We start from the raw sequence: 20,329 nt of genomic DNA on the forward strand, positions 1-20,329 counted from the left end.
CCGCGCTCTCGTCCACAGGCGCCGAGCGTCCCTTCACCCATCCCAACTCAGCTCTGGAAAACGGGGATTCAAGCAATGACGGAAACGATCGACGCACCGGTGGACGCGATACGCGACGCCGGCACGGCCCTCCTGAACACCCGCGCCACGGACACCATGGCCCCGCTCACCCACCCGGTCGGCATCCTCGGCACCGGCCTGTACGTGCCCCGGCGCGTCGTCACCAACGAGGAGCTCACCCGCACCCTCGACACGTCCGACGAGTGGATCACCTCCCGGACCGGCATCACGGAACGCCGCTTCCTCGAAGAGGGCCGTGCCACCTCGGACATGGGCGTGGAGGCCGGCCGGCGCGCGCTGGCCGCGGCCGGCGTCGACGCGGCGGACGTGGACGCCGTCATCGTGACGACGTTCACCCCCGACCAGCCCCTGCCGTCCACCGCGATGATCATCAAGGAGAAGCTGGGCGCGCACCGCGCCATGCCCCTCGACCTGACGCAGGCGGCCTGCGCGGGCGGCATCTACGCCCTTCTGACCGGCGCCCACCTGCTTCAGAACCCGGCCTTCAAGCACGTCCTGGTCATCGGCGCCGACGCCGGATCGCGCGGCACCGACCCCCAGGAGCGCACGACCCGCGTCTTCCTCGGGGACGCCGCCGGGGCCGCCCTGCTCGGGCGCACTCCCGCCGGCTTCGGACTGCTCTCCTGGGACACCGACGGTGAGCTCTCCTACGAGGTCGAGATCACTGCCGGCGGCTCGCGGATGCCGACGAGCCCCGAGACCGTCGAGGCCCGCTCCCAGTACCTCAAGATGAACGGCAAGGCCGTGTGGAACATGGCCACGGAGAAGCTGCCGCAGAGCATCCGCAAGACGGCCCGGCGCGCCGGGGTCGAGATCGACGACATCGAGCACGTCCTGCTCCACCAGGCCAACCTCAACATCATCAAGGAGGCGGCCAAGTCGCTCGGTGTTCCGCAGGACCGGGTGCCCACGACGGTCCAGCGGCTCGGGAACACCGCCGCCGCAAGCGTGTTCACCGTGCTCCACGAGACCGTCGCCCACCGCGCGAAGCACGGGGACCTCATGGTCATGGCCGCGATCGGGGCGGGCTTCCTGTGGGGCTCGGCCTGTTTCCGGCACTTCGACGCGAGCGGTGAGGTGTAGCCCGTGTTCGCGGTCGTCGCGAAGGGAGCGGACCCGGCCGACCCGCTCAGCTGCCTGTACACCGGCGAGTGGCCGGAGCCCGAAGTGCCGTACGGCTGGACCACCGTGAGCGTGCGCGCCGCCTCGCTCAACCAGCACGACCTGTGGACGCTCCGAGGTGTCGGCCCGCCCACCCGGCGCATGCCCGTCGTCCTCGGCTCGGACGCGGCGGGCATCGACGAGGACGGCAACGAGGTCGTCGTGCACTCGGTGATCGGAGATCCGGGAGCGGGCCGCGGTGACGAGACCCTCGACCCGCGGCGGGCCCTGCTGGGCGAGGAACACCACGGAACGTTCGCCGAGCGGGTCGCCGTGCCGCGCCGCAACCTGGTGCCCAAGCCTGCGGGCCTGTCCTTCGAGGCGGCGGCCTGTCTGCCGGGGGCGTGGCTCACCGCGTACCGGATGCTCTTCGGGGCGTCCGGGCTCGCGCCGGGGGACACCGTCCTCGTCCAGGGCGCGGGCGGTGGCGTGTCGACCGCTCTGATCGCGCTCGGAGCGGTGGCCGGGTTCCGTGTGTGGGTCACCAGCAGATCCGCGGAGCGCCGCGGGCGTGCCGTGGAGATCGGCGCGCACGCGGCGTTCCCGGTCGGCGAGCGGCTGCCCGAACGGGTCGACGCGGTGATGGAGACGGTCGGCGAGGCCACGTGGGCGCACTCGTTGCGCAGCACGCGGCCGGGCGGCCGCATCGTGATCAGCGGTGCGACGACCGGCGGCATGCCGCCCGCGGACCTGCACCACGTGTTCTTCCGGCAGTTGACGATCGTGGGGTCCACGCTCGGTACTCTCGCCGACCTGCACGCCCTCTCACGGCTGTGCGCCACGCACGGGATCGCGCCGCTCGTCGACCGGGTGCTGCCCCTGGACCGGGCCCGTGAGGGCTTCGAGGCGCTGGAGGGCGGCGGCGTCTTCGGCAAGGTCGTCTTCACCCCGCCGAGCGCCGCCGGCGCGGACCGCGGATGACTCAGCGCAGCGCGCCGTCGAGCCGGATGGTCTCGCCGTTGAGCATGGGGTTCTCGACGATGTGCGCGGCCAGCGCCGCGTACTCGTCGGGGTCCCCGAAGCGGGAGGGGTGCGGGACCTGCGTGGCGAGCGAGTCCCGCGCCCCTTCGGGCAGGCCCTCCAGCATGGGCGTGAGGAAGAGGCCTGGGGCGATGGTGACCACCCGGATCTTCAGAGGCGCCAGGTCCCGGGCCACCGGCAGCGTGAGGCCGACGATGCCGCTCTTGGACGCGGCGTACGCGGCCTGCCCGACCTGCCCTTCGTACGCGGCCGCCGACGACGTATTGATGATCACGCCCCGCTCGCCGTCGACCTCGTCGGCCCGGGCCATGCGTTCCGCGGCGAGGCGGATCACGTTGAAGGTGCCCACCAGATTGACCGAGACGACCTCGGCGAAGTCGGCCAGGGGGAAGGGCCCGCGCCTGCCGACGGTTCTGGCGGCGCTGTCCCTGCCCGCGCAGTTCACCACCACGCGCAGTGTCCCGAGCCCGTCGGCGATGTCCAGGGCGGTCGCCACGTCCGTCTCACTGGTGATGTCGACGGCGGCGAAGACCGCCCGCTCACCCAGCTCCCGCGCCACGGCGTCGCCCCGCGCCGCGGACCTGCCGGCCACGACCACACGCGCGCCGCTCTTCACCAGCCGCCGGGCCGTGGCGAGTCCGAGTCCGGACGTGCCCCCGGTGACCAGGGCGACGCTCTCCGCGATGTTCATGGTGCTCCCCTCGGTGGAATCCGGCGGTGCCGGAGGAAGCCGATGTTAGGGCGCAGAACGCATCAAATACGGTTGAACAGTCCTGTGTTGGGGATGGGCGCACACCGTGGCCCATCCCTCAGAGACACCCCATCCCCCTGAGACGCGCCATCCCCCTGAGACGCCACACCCCGAAGGAGAACCGCCCCATGCTGCGGCAGACCAGGAAGCCAGGTCTGTGGACCACCGGCTCCGACCACGGCCACCCCCTCGTACTCGTCCACGGCATCCGCCTGTCCGCCCACATGTGGAGTGCCGTCGCCGCGCGCCTCACCCCCGACTTCCACATCACGGCCTGCGACCTTCCGGGCCACGGAGCCCTGGGCGCACGGCCGTTCACTCTTGAGGGCGTGGTCGGGCAGATCGAGGCGGCCGTCGCCGAGGCGACCCGGGCGACCGGTCGCAGGCCCGTCGTCGCGGGCACCTCGCTCGGCGCCGTCTCCACCCTCGCCTACGGCGCTCACGGTGCGGACGGCGCCGCGGGGCTCTTCGCCCATGGCGGCACGATCAGGACCGACGGACCCCTGACGGTCCCGCACCGGACGGCCGCCCTGCTGCAGAGGGCCATGGGTGAGGAGCGCGCGTTCCGGCTCAACAGGCGTGTCCTGCGCGCGAAGCTGCCCGACGACAGCTTCCGGGGCGTCATGGAGGGCGGCCTCTCCCGCCACGTCTTCGGCGAGGCCATCGCGGAGGTGTCGCGCTGGGACACGCTCGCCATGGCGGGGCTCACCGACGTACCGCTGGTGCTGGCCAACGGACTCGACGACCCGCTCTTCCGGCTCCAGGAGAGGCAGTTCCTGCACCGGTTGAGAGCCCACGGCACCCCGGTCCGCCTGGTCCACGTCCCCGGCCCGCACCTGATGCCGCTCACCGAGCCCGGCACGTTCAGCAGGGTGCTGCGTCGCGCACACGAGGAACTCGCCGCGATGGTCCCGCGGTCCGCGGACACGGGAGCCACGACATGAGCGAGTGGCTGCGCCCCGTACCGTCGCACGGGCCTTCGTCCGGGGACGGAGCGGGTACAGGGTCCCGGCAGGCCGTGCGCGCCCTGCTGCTGCCGTACGCGGGCGGATCCGCCGACGCGTACCGCTCCTGGGGCACCCATCTGCCGCCCCGGATCCGGGCCACCGCCGTGGAACTCCCCGGCCATGGACGCAGGGTCAGACAGCCCCCGCTGGACCGGGTCGAGGACATCACCGAGGCGCTGGCCGCCCACCTCGACCCGGCCGACCCCGAGCCGCTCGTGCTCTACGGGCACAGCATGGGTGCCCAGTTGGCGCTCGACCTGTGCCGCGCTCTGTGCGAGCGCGGCACGCCGCCCGCCGGTCTCATGGTCGCCGCGGCGGCCCCGCCCCAGGTCCTGAACCGTGCCGCGAGCCGCCGACTGGCCGACGACGAGGGCGCTTTGGTGTCCTATGTCGAGGCGCTGGGCGCGACCCCGAGGGAGGTTCTCGACTCACCCGCGATGCGGGAGCTCGTGCTGCGCCCCCTGCGCGCCGACTACCGTCTCCTGGCGCACTGCCCGCCCGCCCCGGCCGAGCCGCTGGACGTACCGCTCCTGGCGGTCGCGGGAGAGGCCGATCCGGCCCACCCGCCCCGCGAGGTGGCGCGCTGGGAGTCCCTGAGCCGACGGGCCCGTACGACGAAGGTCCTGCCGGGCGGTCACTTCTTCCCGTGGTCGGACGACGGGCGGGCCGTCGTGCGGCTCATCTCCGAACTGGCCACGCCTCAGGCGGAGTCGGAGTACCCACGCGTGCCCGCGACGTGAACCGCGATGTCGGCGATGTCCCGCGCCGCCTGTTCCGGAGGCAGCGCGGGCGCGACGATATGACTGATGGTCATGCGGACGACCGCGTCGACCATGAGACGCCGGCGCTCGTCGGGGATCATCGGCCAGGCCTTTTCCACGTAGTCCGCGATCAGCGTGTAGGCGCTGTCGAAGATCTGCTCCGACCGCGTCGTGATGTGGGCGACCAGGATGCGGTCCTCGCCCACACTGCTCGTGAGGATGGACGCGAGCAGCGGGTTGCTCGCCGCGAGGTGCAGCGCGAAGCCGACCCCCGCGGCCGTGCTCCGTCCCAGGTCGTCCGGGTGCTTGCGCAGCTCGGCCACGATGCCCAGAAGGAAACGGTCGGCCTCTCTCGACACGAGCGCCTGGCCCACCGCGTCCAGCGACCCGAAGTGCTCGTGGACGACGGCCCGGGGCACCCCGGCGGCGGTGGCGATGTGCGTCATCCGGAGCTTGGCCCAGCCGGACTCCGCCACCAACGCGTAGGCGGCGTCGAGCAGTTGATCCCGGATCGGCGAGGGGGACGGGTCGGGAACGCGGTTCATGCAATCCTCTGGGCCGGACACCGAGGAAGGCTTGGTTCCCGGCGGAGCCGTCGCTGCGAGTAACGGTCGGTCCGCAGAATGGTACGCCGGGAGCCTGACCTCGTCACGAGCAGGTGGCATGAGCACCGCTTACTCGCGTCCGGCCGGGAGGGTGTCCGCACGCGCCTCCCGGTCAGCCGCCGACGTAGGCCGCGAGGTGCTCACCGGTCAGGGTGGAGCGGTCCGCGACGAGTTCGGCCGGTGTGCCCTCGAAGACGATCCGTCCGCCGTCGTGACCGGCGCCGGGACCGAGATCGATGATCCAGTCGGCGTGGGCCATGACCGCCTGGTGGTGCTCGATGACGATGACGGACTTGCCGGAGTCGACGAGCCGGTCGAGCAGCCCGAGCAACTGCTCGACATCGGCGAGGTGGAGGCCGGTCGTCGGCTCGTCGAGGACGTAGACCCCGCCCTTCTCGGCCATGTGCGTCGCCAGCTTGAGCCGCTGCCGCTCGCCGCCGGACAGCGTGGTGAGCGGCTGCCCGAGGGTGAGGTAGCCGAGCCCGACGTCGGCCATCCGCTGGAGGATCTTCTGCGCGGCCGGTGTGCGTGCCTCCCCGGCGCCGAAGAACTGCTCGGCCTCGGCCACCGGCATTGCGAGCACCTCGCTGATGTCGCGCCCGCCGAAGTGGTAGTCGAGGACCGAGGCCTGGAACCGCTTCCCCTCGCAGTCGTCGCAGACGGAGGCGACCCCGGCCATCATCGCCAGATCCGTGTAGATGACGCCCGCGCCGTTGCAGGTGGGGCAGGCGCCCTCGGAGTTGGCGCTGAAGAGAGCCGGTTTCACACCGTTGGCCTTGGCGAACGCCTTGCGGATCGGGTCGAGCAGTCCGGTGTACGTCGCCGGGTTGCTGCGCCGCGAGCCGCGGATCGCGGCCTGGTCGACCGTGACCACCCCGTCCTGCCCGGCCACCGAGCCGTGGATCAGTGAGCTCTTGCCCGAGCCCGCGACGCCCGTGACGACGGTCAGTACGCCGAGCGGGATGTCCACGTCGACGTCCTGGAGATTGTTGGTGCCCGCGCCGCGCACCCCCAGCTTCCCCGTCGGCGTCCGCACCGCCGGCTTCAGCGTCGCGCGGTCGTCCAGGTGCTGCCCGGTGAGCGTGTCACTGGCCCGCAGCCCCTCGACCGTGCCCTCGAACACGACCTCGCCGCCCTCGGTGCCCGCGCGCGGGCCCAGGTCGACGACGTGGTCGGCGATCGCGATCGCCTCCGGCTTGTGCTCGACGACCAGCACCGTGTTGCCCTTGTCGCGCAGCCGCAGCAGCAGATCGTTCATGCGCTGGATGTCGTGCGGGTGCAGCCCGATCGTCGGCTCGTCGAAGACGTAGGTGACATCGGTGAGGGACGATCCGAGGTGCCGGATCATCTTGACGCGCTGTGCCTCGCCGCCGGAGAGCGTGCCCGCCGGGCGGTCGAGGCCGAGGTAGCCGAGCCCGATCTCCACGAACGAGTCGAGGGTGTCCCCGAGCGCCTTCAGCAGCGGCGCGACCGACGGCTCCTCGAGGCCCCGCACCCACTCGGCGAGATCGCTGATCTGCATCGAACAGGCGTCGGCGATGCTGATCTTCTTGATCTTCGACGACCGGGCCGCCTCGCTCAGCCGTGTGCCGCCGCAGTCGGGACAGGACGTGAACGTCATCGCCCGCTCCACGAAGGCGCGGATGTGCGGCTGCAGCGAGTCGATGTCCTTCGACAGCATCGACTTCTGGATCTTCGGGATCAGACCCTCGTACGTCAGGTTGATGCCGTCGACCTTGATCTTGGTCGGCTCCTTGTGGAGCAGGTCGTGCAGTTCCTTCTTGGTGAACTTGCGGATCGGCTTGTCCGGGTCGAAGAAGCCGCAGCCGCGGTAGATCCGGCCGTACCAGCCCTCGACGCTGTAGCCGGGAACGGTGAGCGCGCCCTCGCTGAGCGACTTGCTGTCGTCGTACAGCGCAGTCAGGTCGAAGTCGGTGACCGAACCGCGGCCCTCGCAGCGCGGACACATGCCGCCGACGATGCTGAAGCTGCGCCGCTCCTTCACCTTCTCGCCGCCGCGTTCGATGGTGACCGCACCCGCGCCGCTGATCGAGGCGATGTTGAAGGAGAACGCCTTGGCCGAGCCGATGTGCGGCTTGCCGAGCCGGCTGAAGAGGATGCGCAGCATCGCGTTGGCGTCGGTGGCCGTGCCGACCGTGGAGCGGGCGTCGCCGCCCATCCGCTCCTGGCCGACGATGATCGCGGTCGTCAGACCGTCGAGCACGTCGACCTCGGGCCTGGCCAGCGTCGGCATGAAGCCCTGTACGAAGGTGCTGTACGTCTCGTTGATCATCCGCTGCGACTCTGCGGCGATCGTGCCGAAGACCAGTGAGCTCTTGCCCGAGCCGGAGACACCCGTGAACACCGTCAGCCGGCGCTTCGGGAGCTCGACGCTGACGTCCTTCAGGTTGTTCACGCGCGCACCGTGCACGCGGATCAGATCGTGGCTGTCGGCAGCGTGCGGCGCAGGTGACTGCGCCTGCGTCCCCTTGGCCATGGTCATCGTGTCTCCATCTGTTGCGCGGGACCGCCCTCGCGGGCCCCGTCGGCGTCGCCGGCTCGATCTAACCAGCTTCGAGCCGTCCGCCTGGTCCTGTTCTCCTGCTGGGCTTCTGCCCGGGGCCCGGCAGGCCGGGCCTCCCGTCAGCTGTCCTGGAGCACCCCGAGCACGTTGCCGTCGGGGTCGGTGAACGTGGCCACGAGGCGGCCTCCGCCGACGTCGTGTGCGGCTTCCTTCACCACGGCACCCGCGGCGGTCACCTCGGCGAGCTTCGCCGCGATGTCCGGTACGTGCCAGTACGTCACCGGCGAGGTCATGCCCCCGCCGCCCGGCACGAGCCCGATGTGCTGGCCCTCGACGTCGAAGCCGACGTAGTAGGGCGCGTCGGCCGTCGGCTCCGCGCCGAGCAGGGCGACGTACACCGCCTTGGCCTTGGCCAGGTCGGAGACGGGGTGCAGCACGGTCTTGATTCCCTGGGTGGAAGAGCTGGTCATGATCACTCCTGAGGTCGGGGGGTGCGGTCGGGGCCGTCCGGTCCGAGGACGGGCGGGAAGCTGCCGTGAGGGGCGCTGTCCACGCAGTTCAGGCTAGGCGCGGCGGATGACCGGCGCTTCTCCAAAACTGCTCACTTCCGGTGACCTTCCACCCCTCCGTGGAGTCGGGCACGGGTTCGAGTGTTCCGCGTGATGGGTGGACAGTCGTCAGGCGACGACACCCTGGGGCCGCTCAGGCGTTGGGGTAGCCGTGGCGCGGGTGCAGTGACGGTTCTGCACAGGGTGGGCGCGGGCTACGGACGGCGGCGGCTGCCGACGGACGAGGGGCAGGAATGTGCGGAGCATGGCGGACGTGTGGACACACGAGGGCGGCGACAGCACGCCGTCGCCGGAGAACCGCGGACCGGCGCCCGGTCCTCTGGTGGGCCGGGAGCGGGAGTCGCAGACCCTGCGCACGCTCCTGGAGGACCACCGGCTGGTGACGGTGGCCGGCGAGGTGGGCGTGGGCAAGAGCCGGCTCGCCGCGGACGCGCTCGCCGGCATCGGCCCGCAGGGGACAGGGCCGCGCATCCTGTCGGTCCGCTGGCCGGAGGGTGGGCAGGGCGGGCAGGGCGCTGGTCCTGGTGTCGGTGCGGACGCCGGTCCCGGGCCCGGTCCTGTCCCGGACGTGCCCGACGACTCACTGGCCGCGGCCGTCATGGAGGCGGCGGCCGGGATGCGCGGGCGGCGCGGCGCGGCAGGTGGCGGCGCCCTCGCGGACCGATTGCGCGCAGCTGACGTGCTGCTCTTCCTCGACGATGTCGATCCGGTCCATGCCGAGTGCGTGGGCATGGTGCAGACGCTGCTGGAGTTCGTACCGACGCTGCGCGTCCTGGTGACCGCGCGCCGGCCCCTCGGACTCGGCGACGAGGCCGTGCTGCGCCTCGCGCCGCTCAGCACCGAGCCCGCCGACGACCAGGGGACCGCGCCTGCCGTCGAACTGTTCCTGGACCGGTTCCTGGACCGGGCGGGCGCCGCTTTCGACACCGAGGATGCGGACCTGAGCTCGGCGGCGGACATCTGCCGGTCCGTGGGCGGGCTTCCGCTCGCGGTCGAGCTGGCCGCGGTGCAGGCCGCCAGGAGCAGCGTGAAGGAGGTCGCGGACCGGCTGGAGGAACACCAGTGCTGGCTGAGCGCACCGGACATGGCGGCTCCCCGCCACCGGTCGCTGAGGGACGCCGTCGCCGCGGCCTACGTGCTGTGCGACCGCGACGAGCGGATCGTGTGGGCCCGCGCCGGCATCCTGGCCGGAGACTTCGACGAGTCGACGGCGGCGTTCGTCTGCGCCGGCGGCGGCCTCGAGCCGTCCCGGGTGCCCGCATGCCTGGCCCGCCTCGCCGCGGTCGGCGTCCTGACTCCGGTACGGGACCCCGGAGGCATCCGCGAACCCCGCTACCGCATGACCCCCGTCGCCCACGACTTCGGCGGTGAACGCCTGCGTGAGGCAAGGGAGTTCGAGGTCGCCGCCGAACGCCGCGCGATCCACTTCCACCGGGTGGCCGCGCTGGCGGAGAACCTGTGGAACCTCGGCAGCCAGCCGCAGGCCGTACGGCTCGTCCTGGACGAGGCCGAAGGGCTCAGGGCCATGCTCGAGTACGCGCCCCGGGAGCCCGAACTCGCCGTGGCGGCCCTGGAGTCCGTCCTGAACCTGTGGTTCTGGTGGGCGGTCCACGACGCCGTCGACGAGGGGCGCCGCCATCTGCTGCGGTTGCTCCCGATGTGCCGCTTGGACACCCTCCTGATCGCGCGCGGCCTGTGCCTCGCGGCCTGGCTCACGGCGTACGGCGACCCGTACGGAGCGAACGAACTGCTCCAGCACGCCTGGCCGGCCGCGGTCCTGGCGGGGGACGACGCGACCGTCGGCCGGATCGCGCACGTCCAGGGCGTGCTGGCGCTCCACGAGGGCGACCTCGAACGGGCCACCGAGCAGTTCAAGGAGGCGGCGGACACGATCCCGCCGCACGCCCCGGGCGGTCCGCCGCCCGCGGTGAGCATGGCCGCTCTCGCCGTGGCCCAGGCGGCGCACTCGCCGCGGGAGGCGCGCAGGAGCGCACGTCGCGCCCTGCGCCAGCCCGGCATCCGCGGCGACGCCTGGGCCTGTCTCGTCGCCCAGTACGCCCAGGCCTTCGTCGACCGCAGCGAAGGCCGCACCGGCAGGGCCCGGCAGCGTGCGCACCGCGCGCTCGCCGCGCTGGACGGCCGGTTGCCGCCACCGCACGGCTGCGCCGCGCTGCGGGACCTGATCGCCGACATCGACCGGGGGAGCCGCGGCGGCCTGCCGACGGCAGATGTGCCACAGGGGTGCACCGCGTTCGCGCTACCGGCGCAGGTCGGCAACGGCGTCCCGGGGTGAGTCGGCGTGCGGCCGGACTCAGGCCGTCGGCGCGCCGGGAACCCGGCGGCTGCCGCCGTTGCGCTCCTGCCACAGCCGGTACACCTCGACGGCGTTGTCCCGCGGCTCGTGCCGCATGGGCAGGCGCCGCTCGGTGTAGTCCTTGGCGAACTCGCCGTAGAAGGTGTCGAGCTCGAAGAACTTGCGGTCGTCGACGTAGTGCGGCTCGTAGGCGTCGCGGGTGGTGAGGAAGACGACCTCGTCGGGGGAGCAGTAGTACAGCGAGCCCAGGCACATCGGACAGGGGTGGGCGAGTACGTAGATGCTGGCGCCGACCAGGTGCTCGGTGCCGAGCCTGCGGCAGGCCTCGCGGATGGCGAGGATCTCCGCGTGCGCGGTCGGGTCGGAGGTCTGGGCCACCATGTTGGGGCTCTCGGCGAGGATCTCGCCGTCCCTGACGATGACGGTGGCGAAGGGGCGCCCGCCCTCTTCGACGTTCCGGCGGGCGAGGTCGATGGTGCGCTGGGCGAAGTCCATGGGGGTCCTCCGGGGAGTTGCGTGACCGACCGGGCGCAGGCGGCGCTGCGCGGGCCGGGGCGCGGCGGGCCGGAGCCGGGTCGGGCTCCGGCCCGCGTGCGGGTGGCTGTCAGGCGCTGACGAAGACTCAGAAAGGCTTCGTGGGGAGGTACTTGCCGTCGAGAGTGATCACGGCGCGCTCACCGCCCTCGGGGTCGGCGACCTTCTTCACGTCGAGCTTGAAGTTGATCGCGCTGATGATGCCGTCCCCGAACTGCTCGTGGACGAGGGCCTTGAGGGTGGTGCCGTACACCTGGAGCATCTCGTAGAAGCGGTAGATGGTCGGGTCGGTCGGAATGCCGCCGGGGATCGAGCCGCGCGTCGGGATGGTCTGGAGCAGGAGGGCCGCGTCGTCGTCGAGACCGAGGAGTTCCGCGACGGCCTCGGCGGACGTCTGCGGCAGGGCGTGCTGGCCGAGCACGGCCGCGGTGACGAAGGCCGGCGACAGCCCGGCGGCGTCGGCGATCTGCTGCCAGGTCAGATCCTTGCGGGTCTTGGCCTCGACGGCGGTGACGGTGAGGGCCTCGCGGGCGGTGGGGTCGAACTGGGCGTGCGGCATGGGGAGTTCCTCTTCGGGGTCGGGGGATCGGTGTGTGGGTCCGGTCGGTGCGGTCAGGCCGCGACCGCGGCGGCGTCGACCGGGTCGACGCCGCCGGTGGCGATGTCGAACACCCAGCCGTGCAGGGTGAGCGTTCCGTCGGTCAGCGCACGGGCCACGGAGGGGTGGGTGGCGAGGTTCTGCAACTGCGCGGCCACGTTCGCCCGCACCAGGGCGGCGACCCTGGCGGGGCCTGGTGCGGCCGGGGCCGCGGCGACCCGCGCCCGGGCGGCGTCCGCGTGCCGCAGCCACCGGGAGACGACCGGCGCCGCGCTGAGGTCGTGCCCCTCGGCCAGGGCGGTCATCGCCCCGCAGGCGGAGTGGCCGCAGACGACGATGTCGCTCACGTGCAGCACGGCGACGGCGTACTCGATGCTCGCCGCGACGCCGTCGGGGTCCGACGCATAGGCCGGGACCAGATTGCCCGCGGTGCGGACGACGAACAGCTCCCCGGGCTCGCTCTGCGTGATCAGTTCGGGGACCACGCGGGCGTCCGAGCAGCCGATGAACAGCGTCCTCGGGCGGTGGGTGGTGGCCAGGCGGGCGAAGAGCCCCGCCTTCGCGGGAAAGACGTCGCGGCGAAATCGCGCGAGTCCGTCCGAGAGGTCCTGCACGGGTCACTCCCTTCGATGACTGCCGGCCCGTCGGGCTGACGAGATCCACCATGCATGACCAGCACCTATAGCGTCCAAGACGCAATGACCATGACTCCTATCGATGGCGTCTATGGCCCGGCCTATAGTCGGAACATGGGCCCCGAACTTCGTCATCTCCGCTATCTCATCGCGGTGGCCGAGCACGGCAACTTCACCCGCGCCGCCGAGGAGCTGCGCATCTCCCAGCCGACGCTGTCGCAGCAGATCAAACAGATGGAGCGGGTCGTCGGCGCCCAGCTCCTCGACCGCAGCGGCCGGACCGTGCGTCCCACCGACGCGGGCGAGGCGTACGTGTACTACGCGAAGCGAGTCCTGAGGGACCTGGCGGCCGCCGACCGCGCCGTGCTCGACGTCGCGGACCTCTCGCGAGGTCACCTCCGCCTGGCCATGACGCCGACATTCACCGTCTACCTCATCGGCCCGCTGGTGGACGCGCTGCGCAGTCGGCATCCGGGAATCACTGTGGACGTACGGGAGATGACGCAGGATCGCATCGAGGCAAGCCTGCTCGCCGACGAACTCGACCTCGGGATCGCCTTCGAGGGGGTGCATCAGGCGGGTATCGCCGCCACGGCGCTGTTCACCGAACACCTGAGCCTCGTCGTGAGCGCCGACGGCCATGCGGCCCGGGGCGACCGGCCGCTGCCCGTACGCGATCTGTCGGACCGCCAACTCGCATTGCTCAGCGGAGATTTCGCGACGCGGGGTTACATCGACGACTATCTCGCCGCGCACCGCGTCGATCCGACGGTCGCCGTCGAGGCCAACAGCATTCTGGCGCTCACCGAGATCGTGCGCCGCTCCCGTCTGCTGGCCACCGTGCTTCCCGACGCCATCGCCGAGGACCACCCGCACCTGCGGCCCGTCGCTCTCGACCCGCCGCTGCCGACCCGCACCGCCGTGCTCCTGCGCAGGGAGAGTGCCTATGAGAGCGCGGCCGCGCGCGCTTTCGCCCGCGTCGCGCGCGGCCTGGTCCAGGATCGCGGCTACCGGCAGGCGTGACCGCGTCGCCACCGGCGGGGTGCACGGGGTCGTGGCCCGCTACTTACCGGGGGGTAGGCCAAGGTGCCCCCTTGTTATACGGTCCGTCTAACAAGAGGGCGGGTGGCCTCTGCGGAGCCCCCGTCCAACCGTGCTGACCTGGTGTCTTCGCGCAGCCCGCGGAGCCGGCAGGCGGCGCCGCGCCGACGGGCCGCGACGGACACGGCAGCGCACCGACAGGAACGCACACGTCTGATCCAAGGAGCCGCAGCATGGCAAGCAGCACTGTTCGGCCGGACTCGCACGAACTCCCCGACGAGCGCGGCGTCTCGCGGCGACTGCTGGAGTCGGCCGCCGTGCTGGCGTACGACCCGGCGACCGAGGTGGACTGGGAGACGCCGCTGGACAAGGACTTCCACGGCGCGAGCCCGGAGTGGAGCACGCTCTACGGCACCGCGTACTGGGCGGAGCTGACCGAGGAACAGCGCAGGGAACTGACGCGACAGGAAGCCGCGTCGGTGGCCAGCACCGGCATCTGGTTCGAGATGATCCTTCAGCAGATGGTGCTGCGCGACATGTACGCCAAGGACCCCACGAGCGCCGACTTCCAGTGGGCGCTCACCGAGGTCGCCGAGGAGTGCCGCCACTCGATCATGTTCGCCCGCGGCGCCGAGAAGCTGGGGGCGCCGGCCTACCGGCCGCACCGGCTCGTCATCGAACTCGGCCGCGTCTTCAAGACGCTCGCCTTCGGGGAGGCGGCGTACGCCGCGATCCTGGTGGCCGAGGAGGTCCTCGACGTCATGCAGCGCGACTGGATGCGCGACGAGCGGGTCGTGCCGTTCGTCCGCACGATCAACAACATCCATGTCGTCGAGGAGTCACGGCACATGAAGTTCGCCCGCGACCAGACGCGCAAGCGCCTCGCGGGCGCGGGCCGGATCCGCCGGCACATCAACGCTTTCCTGGTCGCGACCGCGTCCTACTTCATCGTGACGAGCATGGTCCGCCGGCAGGTCTACGAGAGCGCCGGACTCGACGTGCGGCGCGCCGTGGCCGAGGCCGGGGCCAACGAGCACCACAAGTCCATGATGCGTGCGAGCTGCTCGGGCCTCATGGAGTTCCTGGCCTCCGCCCGGCTGCTCACCAAGCCGGCGCTGGCGTTCTACAAGCGTGCCAACCTCATCTGAGCCGACGCGAGTTGACGACATGACGTACGCCATCACCCAGACCTGCTGCAGCGACGCGACCTGTGTCGCCGTCTGCCCGGTCAACTGCATCCACCCCACTCCCGAGGAGCGGGCGTTCGACAGCACGGAGATGCTGCACATCGACCCGGTGTCCTGCATCGACTGCGGCGCGTGCGCCGACGCGTGCCCGGTCGACGCGATCTTCCCGGTGGACCGCCTGTCCCCGTCTCAGCAGGAGTACGCCGCGATCAACGCCGCGTACTTCGAAGACAGGGACGGGCCTACGCATTCGGGTACGGGCGCGGTCGAGGACGGCCCCAACCTCCATGCGTGGGGCGGCCCTTCGTTCCCGCGCGTCCTGCCGTCCGACCTGGCGCCCCTCAAGATCGCCGTCGTCGGCACCGGACCGGCCGGGATGTACGCGGTGCAGGACCTGCTCCTGCACACCAACGCCGAGGTGACCCTCATCGACCGGCTGCCGGTGGCCGGCGGCCTCGTGCGTTACGGCGTGGCGCCCGATCACCCCGCCACCAAGAAGGTCGGCGAGACCTTCGCCCGGTTCCACACCCATCACCGGGTACGCATGCACCTGGGCCTCGAAGTGGGCGAGGACGTCACCCCGCAGGAGCTGGCCGAGCACCACGACGCGGTCGTCTACGCCGTCGGTGCCGCCGCCGACCGCAGCCTGTCCGTCCCGGGCGAGGACCTCACCGGCAGCATCTCGGCCCGCACCTTCGTCGCCTGGTACAACGCCCATCCGGACGTGGCGCACGACGCGATCGACCTCTCCGCCGAACGCGTCGTGGTCGTCGGCAACGGAAACGTCGCCCTCGACGTCGCCCGGATCCTGCTCGCCGACCCGGACACCCTCGCCCGCACCGACATCGCCGACCACGCACTGAAGGCGCTGCGCGCGAGCTCGGTACGCGAAGTGGTCCTGCTCGGCCGCCGCGGTCCCGAGGACGCCGCGTACACCACGTCGGAGCTGCTCGCGCTCAAGCACGTGCCGGGTCTCCAACTGCTCGTCGACGACCACGATCCTCTGATCGGCGCGGCCATCGACGCGGCCGGTCCCCACGACAGAGCCGCCGTCCTGCGCGGCGTTCCCCGCGGCTCCTTCGACGGGGACGTGCCACCGCCGCCCGGGCGGCGCATCGTCCTGCGCTTCCACAGCTCGCCGGTCGAGCTGCTCGGATCCGAACAGGTCGAAGCCGTGCGCACCGAAGGGGCGTCGGGGGAGCGGGTGATCGCGGCGGGCATGGTGCTGCGCGCGATCGGCTACCGCGGAGGACCGCTTCGCGGCCTCCCCTTCGACGAGGCCACCGGCACCGTCCCGCACGAGGGCGGACGCGTCACCGGCATGCCCGGAACGTACGTCGTGGGCTGGATCAAGCGCGGCCCCAGCGGCGGCATCGGCGCCAACCGCACCTGCGCGGCCGAGACGGTCGCCACGCTGCTGGCCGACGCAGTCTCCGGCGCGCTGCCGACGCCACCGCACGCACCCAAGGCCTTCCACCGGCTGGCCAGGCGCCGCAACCGGCGTGTCCTCGACGCGAAGGGCCTGGTGGCGATCGAACGGGCCGAGGCCGCGCGGGGCCGCGAGGCCGGCCGGCCACGGGTCAAGCTGGCCACGGTCGACGAGCTCGTGGCGAGCGCGAGGAGCAGACGCCTGCTCAGGTGAGGTGAACAGGCCGGCCCGGCGCGGCACTTGGAGGCTCCGGGCGTCGGCATGCCCTGCGGTGGTGTCCCCGGTCACCCGCGCCCGGCCGCGGCTGGGCGCGGCGCGCGCATCATGGCGAGGTACACGGCCGCGGAGACCAGGATCCCGACCGGCAGCGAGAGGTCCGTGCCGCCTGCCGCCCGAGCGATCGGCCCGGTGTACATCTGCGTGTTGACGCACTGGGAGGCGACGGCGGTGGCGACCACCAGGGCGGTCACCCCGGCCCAGTTGACACCGCCTGTGTACCAGAACGCGCTGCCCCGGGACTCGTCGGTCAGTTCCCTGCCGTCGTAGCGGTTGCGGCGCCACAGGATGTCGGTCGCGTAGATGGCGATGCTCGGGCCCATCAGCGCCACCATGAGTTCGAGCATGTTGTTCACCGTGTCGAGGAAGTTGGAGACGAGCAGCGCGTACAGCGTCAGCGCCACACCGAGGGCTCCGTCGAGGGCGACGCTGCGGGACCTGCGGATCCGGACGCCTATCGACTGCAGTGCGAGGCCGGAACTGTAGGCGGTCATGGCGTTGTTGCAGATCGCGCCGAGGATGACGGCCAGCAGGAAGGCAGGCTTGAACCAGGCCGGCAGGATGGTTTCGAGAGCGGTCTGCGGGTCGGACATGTCGAGCGCGGTTCCCGCGAGGGCGCCGAGCGCGGTGAACAGGACGCCGGGCACGTAGGCGCCGAGTGCGGTCCACCCGGCGATCGCTCCCGGCGAGGTGGTGCGGGGCAGGTAGCGGGCGAAGTCGGCGCTGTTGCTGTACGAGAGCGGCGCGGAGGCGACGAGTGTGATGCCGCCCATCACCACGGCCCACAACTCCGTTCCGTGGAGCGGGTGTTCGGGCGCGTAGCCCCAGTCGACGTGGCCGAGGACGTAGCCGGCCAGGACGACGAAGACCGCAGTCAGGGCCAGGGTGAACGGGAGGTAGAGCTTCACGATGGTGGCGTGGCCGTAGACGCTGATGGCGAGCGTCGCCGCGGCGAGCGCCACGATGACGACGACCTTGACTCCTGTCGTGACGGCGATGCCGGCCTTGTCGACGAGGCTGAAGGCGGAGAGCGAGGCCGCGGCCCAGCTGATGGCCAGATAGCAGACGGATACGAACCAGCCGGTCAGGGCGATGTTCGCCCGGTTGCCCCGCACGCCGAACATCGCGCGCATGATCACCTGGCTCGGGGTGCCGGCCGCGGGCCCGCTCACGGCGACGAGTCCGACGAACGCCCAGCACAGGTTGCCCACCGCGATCACCGCCAGCGCCTGCCAGAGGCTGAGACCCATGAGGATCAGCGCGCCGCCGACCACGAGGCTGAGGTAGCTGACGTTGGGCGCGGCCCACACGGCGAACAACTCGCGGGCGCGGCCGTGCCGCTCGGCCTCGGGGATGAAGTCGATGCCGTGCGCCTCCACGCGCCCGGCCTGGTCGGCGGGGGGTGCGGCGGTAGGCGCCGAGGGGTCTGGGATCGTGGGAGCCATGCAGTCCTCCGAACAGGCGAGCACGGGAGCCGACTTGTCTATTGGCCACGAATCCAATAGTGAGCAGAGGGTGCCGTCAAGCACTCGGCCGAAACGGGTGCGGAAGAATCCCGAGGCCCGCCGCGCCGAGATCGTGGCCGCCGCCGCGGCCATCGCGCTCGAGGAGGGCCTCGAATGCATCACGATGCGCCGGGTCGCCGACGAGCTCGCGGTGCGCCCCGGCCTGATCAGCCACTACTTCCCGGTCGCGGAGGACCTCGTCGCCGAGGCCTTCGGTGTGGCGGCGACGGCCGAGCTGGACGAGCTGATCCCCGCCGACCGGCCCGAGGGCGAGGCGCTGGAGGACCTGGCCCGCTTCTTCCTCCTGACCGCGGGGGACCGCTACGACGGCATGAGCCGGCTGTGGCTCAACGCCAGGCACCTGAGCCGCTACCGCGACAGGCTGCGCGACCGGGTGGACCACCAGGAGGCCCGGTGGCGCGAACGCCTGATCCAGCTCATCCGCGACGGAGTGGCCGCCGGAGTCTTCCGCACCGAGGACCCCGAGGTGACCGCGATCCAGATCCTCGTGGTCCTGGACGGGCTCGGCGCCCAAGCCAACACGGAACGCACCGACCATTCCCCGGCGGTGGCAGCCATGGCCGTCACCACCGCGGAACGCGAACTCGCCGTGCCCACCGGGACGCTCGCCGAACTGATGGCGGCCCGGCCCCTGCGCGAAGAACCGGGAGCCGAGCGCGACTGACGGCACCCCGGGCCGCTCACGAGACCTTCAGGGCCCCGGCGTCATGGGCGACCCGCCCGCCGACGACGGTCGCCCCCACCGTCAGCTCGCCGATGCGCTCGGGGGCGACGCCGAGCAGATCGCCGCTGAGGACCGCGAAGTCGGCGAGCATCCCACGGGTCAGGCTTCCCTTGACGTGCTCCTCGTGGACCGCGTAGGCGGAGCCGATCGTGTACGCGCACAGGGCCTCCCTCGCGGTCACCGCCTCGTGCGGGGCGATCGGCGCGCCCGTGGCCGTACGCCGGTTGACCATGTCGTGGATGCTCAGGAGCGGGTCGCCGGCGACCACGGGCGCGTCCGTGGAACCGGGCAGCACCACACCCGCGTCCAGGAACGACCGCATGCGGTAGGCGAGTTGCCCCCGCTCGGGACCGAGCGCGGCGAGCAGCCCGTCGCCGATCTCCGAGAGGAACCGGCCCTGCGGTACGGGGAGCAGGCCGAGCTCCGCGATCCGGGCGACCTGCGCCTCGCTCGTCACCGCCGCGTGCTCGACCCGGTGTCGCACGTCGGCTCTCGGATACCGGAGCTGCGCGTCCGCGTACGCGTCGAGGACGACGTCCAGGGCGGCGTCACCGATGGCGTGCGTGGCGATCTGCCAGCCGCACCGGTGGGCCTCGGCGATGTACCGGCGGATCTGCTCGGGCTCGTGCTGGAGAAGACCCTTGTTGCCGGGTGAGTCGTGATAGTCGCAGCACATCGCCGCCGACCGGCCGATCAGCGAACCGTCGGACATCATCTTCGTCGGCCCGATGCGCAGCCACTCGTCCCCGAACCCGGTGCGCAGGCCGAGATCGAGCCCGTACCAGGAGGAGTTCGGCTCGAAGGCGCCGCAGTCGTGCAGTGCGGTGATGTACGGCATGAGGGTCATCCGGACACCGAGCAGACCCCGTTCCCGTGCGCGCATGTAGGCGTCCAGATCGGCGGGGCCGTTGCCGATTCCGTCGACGACGCCGATGCCCGGCTCGGTCACGCTGGTCAGTCCCGTCGCGAGGGCCGCCTGCGACCCGGCCGCGATGTTGGCGATCCACTCCTCGGCGGGCTCCGGACGGAGCACGCGCTCGACCAGGTGCATCGCCGTCTCCTGGAGCAGGCCCTCGGCCCGTCCGGCCGCGTCGCGTTCGACGTGACCGCCCGGGACGTCGGGCAGGGCGCGGAGATCGGTGAACCCTGCCCGCGCGAACGCCTCCGTGCTGGCCACCGCCATGTGGTGCGAGGTGTGCACCAGCCAGACGGGACGCCCCTGGGCGGCCCGGTCGAGAGCTGCGGCGGTCGGATGAGCGCCGATCTTGTTCTGGTCGTAGCCCGCGCCCAGGACCCAGGCGCCGGCGGGCAGCGTGGCGGCCCGCTCGGCCACCGCCGCGTACAACGCGTCGAGGCCGGGCGCCGCTTCGTACGAGAGGTCGAGTTCGCGCAGGCCCTTGCCCACCAGGCTGAGGTGGTGGTGCGCGTCGTTGAAGCCGGGCACGGCGTGCGCGCCGCCGAGGTCGACGACCGTGTCGGCGGTGCAGCCCCGCACCTCGTCGTCGAGGGCGGCGATCCGGCCCCCGAGCACGCCGATCGTGTGCGCGGTGGGGCGGTCGGGGTCGAGCGTGGTGAAACGCCCGTTGCGGAACACGGTGTCGAAGCGCACGGTGGTCAACTCCTTG

18 protein-coding genes are annotated in these 20,329 nt (G+C 71.8%); 9 read left to right on the forward strand and 9 right to left on the reverse strand.

Features of this window, described 5'->3' with window-relative positions:
• The first annotated feature begins 75 nt into the window (after nucleotides 1–75).
• Together AC07EJ_RS22150 and AC07EJ_RS22155 are read left to right on the forward strand one after the other, a co-directional pair.
• A complete protein-coding gene (locus tag AC07EJ_RS22150) occupies nucleotides 76–1,164 on the forward strand; it encodes a 3-oxoacyl-ACP synthase III family protein (protein WP_389485209.1) in 1,089 nt (362 codons plus the stop codon).
• Between the two features lie 3 nt (nucleotides 1,165–1,167).
• Nucleotides 1,168–2,163 (forward strand): zinc-binding dehydrogenase, encoded by a 996-nt coding sequence (locus AC07EJ_RS22155; RefSeq protein ID WP_389485211.1) that lies wholly within the window; start codon nucleotides 1,168–1,170, stop codon nucleotides 2,161–2,163.
• A gap of 1 nt (nucleotide 2,164) precedes the next feature.
• Here the strand turns inward: AC07EJ_RS22155 and AC07EJ_RS22160 are convergent, their stop codons facing one another.
• Nucleotides 2,165–2,914: an SDR family NAD(P)-dependent oxidoreductase gene (locus tag AC07EJ_RS22160; protein WP_478884781.1), complete on the reverse strand. Its 750-nt coding sequence runs from the start codon at nucleotides 2,912–2,914 to the stop codon at nucleotides 2,165–2,167.
• A gap of 188 nt (nucleotides 2,915–3,102) precedes the next feature.
• Here AC07EJ_RS22160 and AC07EJ_RS22165 point away from each other — a divergent pair, with 188 nt between their 5' ends.
• Both AC07EJ_RS22165 and AC07EJ_RS22170 read left to right on the forward strand, forming a co-directional pair.
• A complete protein-coding gene (locus tag AC07EJ_RS22165; protein WP_478884782.1) occupies nucleotides 3,103–3,918 on the forward strand; it encodes an alpha/beta fold hydrolase in 816 nt (271 codons plus the stop codon).
• On the forward strand, nucleotides 3,915–4,721 hold the full coding sequence (locus AC07EJ_RS22170; protein WP_478884783.1) for a thioesterase II family protein: 807 nt from the start codon (nucleotides 3,915–3,917) through the stop codon (nucleotides 4,719–4,721). Before AC07EJ_RS22165 ends, AC07EJ_RS22170 begins: the two co-directional genes overlap by 4 nt.
• On the opposite strand, the gene AC07EJ_RS22175 is transcribed toward AC07EJ_RS22170, so the two are convergent.
• The 3 genes from AC07EJ_RS22175 to AC07EJ_RS22185 form a co-directional block, all read right to left on the reverse strand.
• Nucleotides 4,682–5,287, reverse strand: coding sequence for a TetR/AcrR family transcriptional regulator (locus AC07EJ_RS22175; protein WP_393581888.1), 606 nt, complete (start codon nucleotides 5,285–5,287; stop codon nucleotides 4,682–4,684). The two genes, AC07EJ_RS22170 and AC07EJ_RS22175, sit on opposite strands and share 40 nt — an antisense overlap.
• 172 nt (nucleotides 5,288–5,459) lie before the next feature.
• Entirely contained in the window at nucleotides 5,460–7,850 is a 2,391-nt protein-coding gene (locus tag AC07EJ_RS22180) for an ATP-binding cassette domain-containing protein (RefSeq protein ID WP_478884784.1), read from the reverse strand.
• Nucleotides 7,851–7,990: 140 nt separating this feature from the next.
• Nucleotides 7,991–8,341 (reverse strand): VOC family protein, encoded by a 351-nt coding sequence (locus AC07EJ_RS22185; RefSeq protein ID WP_389485223.1) that lies wholly within the window; start codon nucleotides 8,339–8,341, stop codon nucleotides 7,991–7,993.
• Between the two features lie 343 nt (nucleotides 8,342–8,684).
• Between AC07EJ_RS22185 and AC07EJ_RS22190 the strand changes: the two genes are divergently transcribed.
• Nucleotides 8,685–10,733 carry an ATP-binding protein gene (locus AC07EJ_RS22190; RefSeq protein ID WP_478884785.1) on the forward strand — a complete coding sequence of 683 codons (2,049 nt, stop codon included), beginning with the start codon at nucleotides 8,685–8,687 and terminating at the stop codon, nucleotides 10,731–10,733.
• A gap of 18 nt (nucleotides 10,734–10,751) precedes the next feature.
• On the opposite strand, the gene AC07EJ_RS22195 is transcribed toward AC07EJ_RS22190, so the two are convergent.
• The 3 genes from AC07EJ_RS22195 to AC07EJ_RS22205 all read right to left on the reverse strand — a co-directional run bounded on the left by AC07EJ_RS22195 (nucleotide 10,752) and on the right by AC07EJ_RS22205 (nucleotide 12,500).
• The gene (locus AC07EJ_RS22195) at nucleotides 10,752–11,249 is read right to left on the reverse strand and encodes a nucleoside deaminase (RefSeq protein ID WP_383884118.1); all 498 of its coding nucleotides are present in this window, start codon (nucleotides 11,247–11,249) and stop codon (nucleotides 10,752–10,754) included.
• A gap of 127 nt (nucleotides 11,250–11,376) precedes the next feature.
• The gene (gene cynS, locus AC07EJ_RS22200) at nucleotides 11,377–11,847 is read right to left on the reverse strand and encodes a cyanase (RefSeq protein ID WP_478884786.1); all 471 of its coding nucleotides are present in this window, start codon (nucleotides 11,845–11,847) and stop codon (nucleotides 11,377–11,379) included.
• A gap of 53 nt (nucleotides 11,848–11,900) precedes the next feature.
• Nucleotides 11,901–12,500: a carbonic anhydrase gene (locus tag AC07EJ_RS22205; RefSeq protein WP_389485229.1), complete on the reverse strand. Its 600-nt coding sequence runs from the start codon at nucleotides 12,498–12,500 to the stop codon at nucleotides 11,901–11,903.
• A gap of 135 nt (nucleotides 12,501–12,635) precedes the next feature.
• On the opposite strand from AC07EJ_RS22205, the gene cynR reads away from it, so the two are divergent.
• The 3 genes from cynR to AC07EJ_RS22220 all read left to right on the forward strand — a co-directional run bounded on the left by cynR (nucleotide 12,636) and on the right by AC07EJ_RS22220 (nucleotide 16,391).
• Entirely contained in the window at nucleotides 12,636–13,544 is a 909-nt protein-coding gene (gene cynR / locus AC07EJ_RS22210) for a transcriptional regulator CynR (protein ID WP_478884787.1), read from the forward strand.
• 251 nt (nucleotides 13,545–13,795) lie between these two features.
• Nucleotides 13,796–14,710: an AurF N-oxygenase family protein gene (locus AC07EJ_RS22215; protein ID WP_393581892.1), complete on the forward strand. Its 915-nt coding sequence runs from the start codon at nucleotides 13,796–13,798 to the stop codon at nucleotides 14,708–14,710.
• 19 nt (nucleotides 14,711–14,729) lie between these two features.
• Nucleotides 14,730–16,391: an FAD-dependent oxidoreductase gene (locus tag AC07EJ_RS22220; protein WP_478884788.1), complete on the forward strand. Its 1,662-nt coding sequence runs from the start codon at nucleotides 14,730–14,732 to the stop codon at nucleotides 16,389–16,391.
• A gap of 71 nt (nucleotides 16,392–16,462) precedes the next feature.
• Here AC07EJ_RS22220 and AC07EJ_RS22225 read toward each other — a convergent pair whose 3' ends face one another.
• On the reverse strand, nucleotides 16,463–17,899 hold the full coding sequence (locus tag AC07EJ_RS22225) for a purine-cytosine permease family protein (RefSeq protein WP_389485237.1): 1,437 nt from the start codon (nucleotides 17,897–17,899) through the stop codon (nucleotides 16,463–16,465).
• Nucleotides 17,900–17,969: 70 nt separating this feature from the next.
• Here AC07EJ_RS22225 and AC07EJ_RS22230 point away from each other — a divergent pair, with 70 nt between their 5' ends.
• Complete coding sequence (locus tag AC07EJ_RS22230; protein WP_389485240.1) at nucleotides 17,970–18,644, forward strand: TetR/AcrR family transcriptional regulator; 675 nt, start codon at nucleotides 17,970–17,972, stop codon at nucleotides 18,642–18,644.
• A gap of 16 nt (nucleotides 18,645–18,660) precedes the next feature.
• Here AC07EJ_RS22230 and AC07EJ_RS22235 read toward each other — a convergent pair whose 3' ends face one another.
• Nucleotides 18,661–20,313 carry an amidohydrolase gene (locus tag AC07EJ_RS22235; protein ID WP_389485241.1) on the reverse strand — a complete coding sequence of 551 codons (1,653 nt, stop codon included), beginning with the start codon at nucleotides 20,311–20,313 and terminating at the stop codon, nucleotides 18,661–18,663.
• Nucleotides 20,314–20,329: the final 16 nt, after the last annotated feature.

This window comes from Streptomyces sp. NPDC045026, assembly GCF_056432625.1.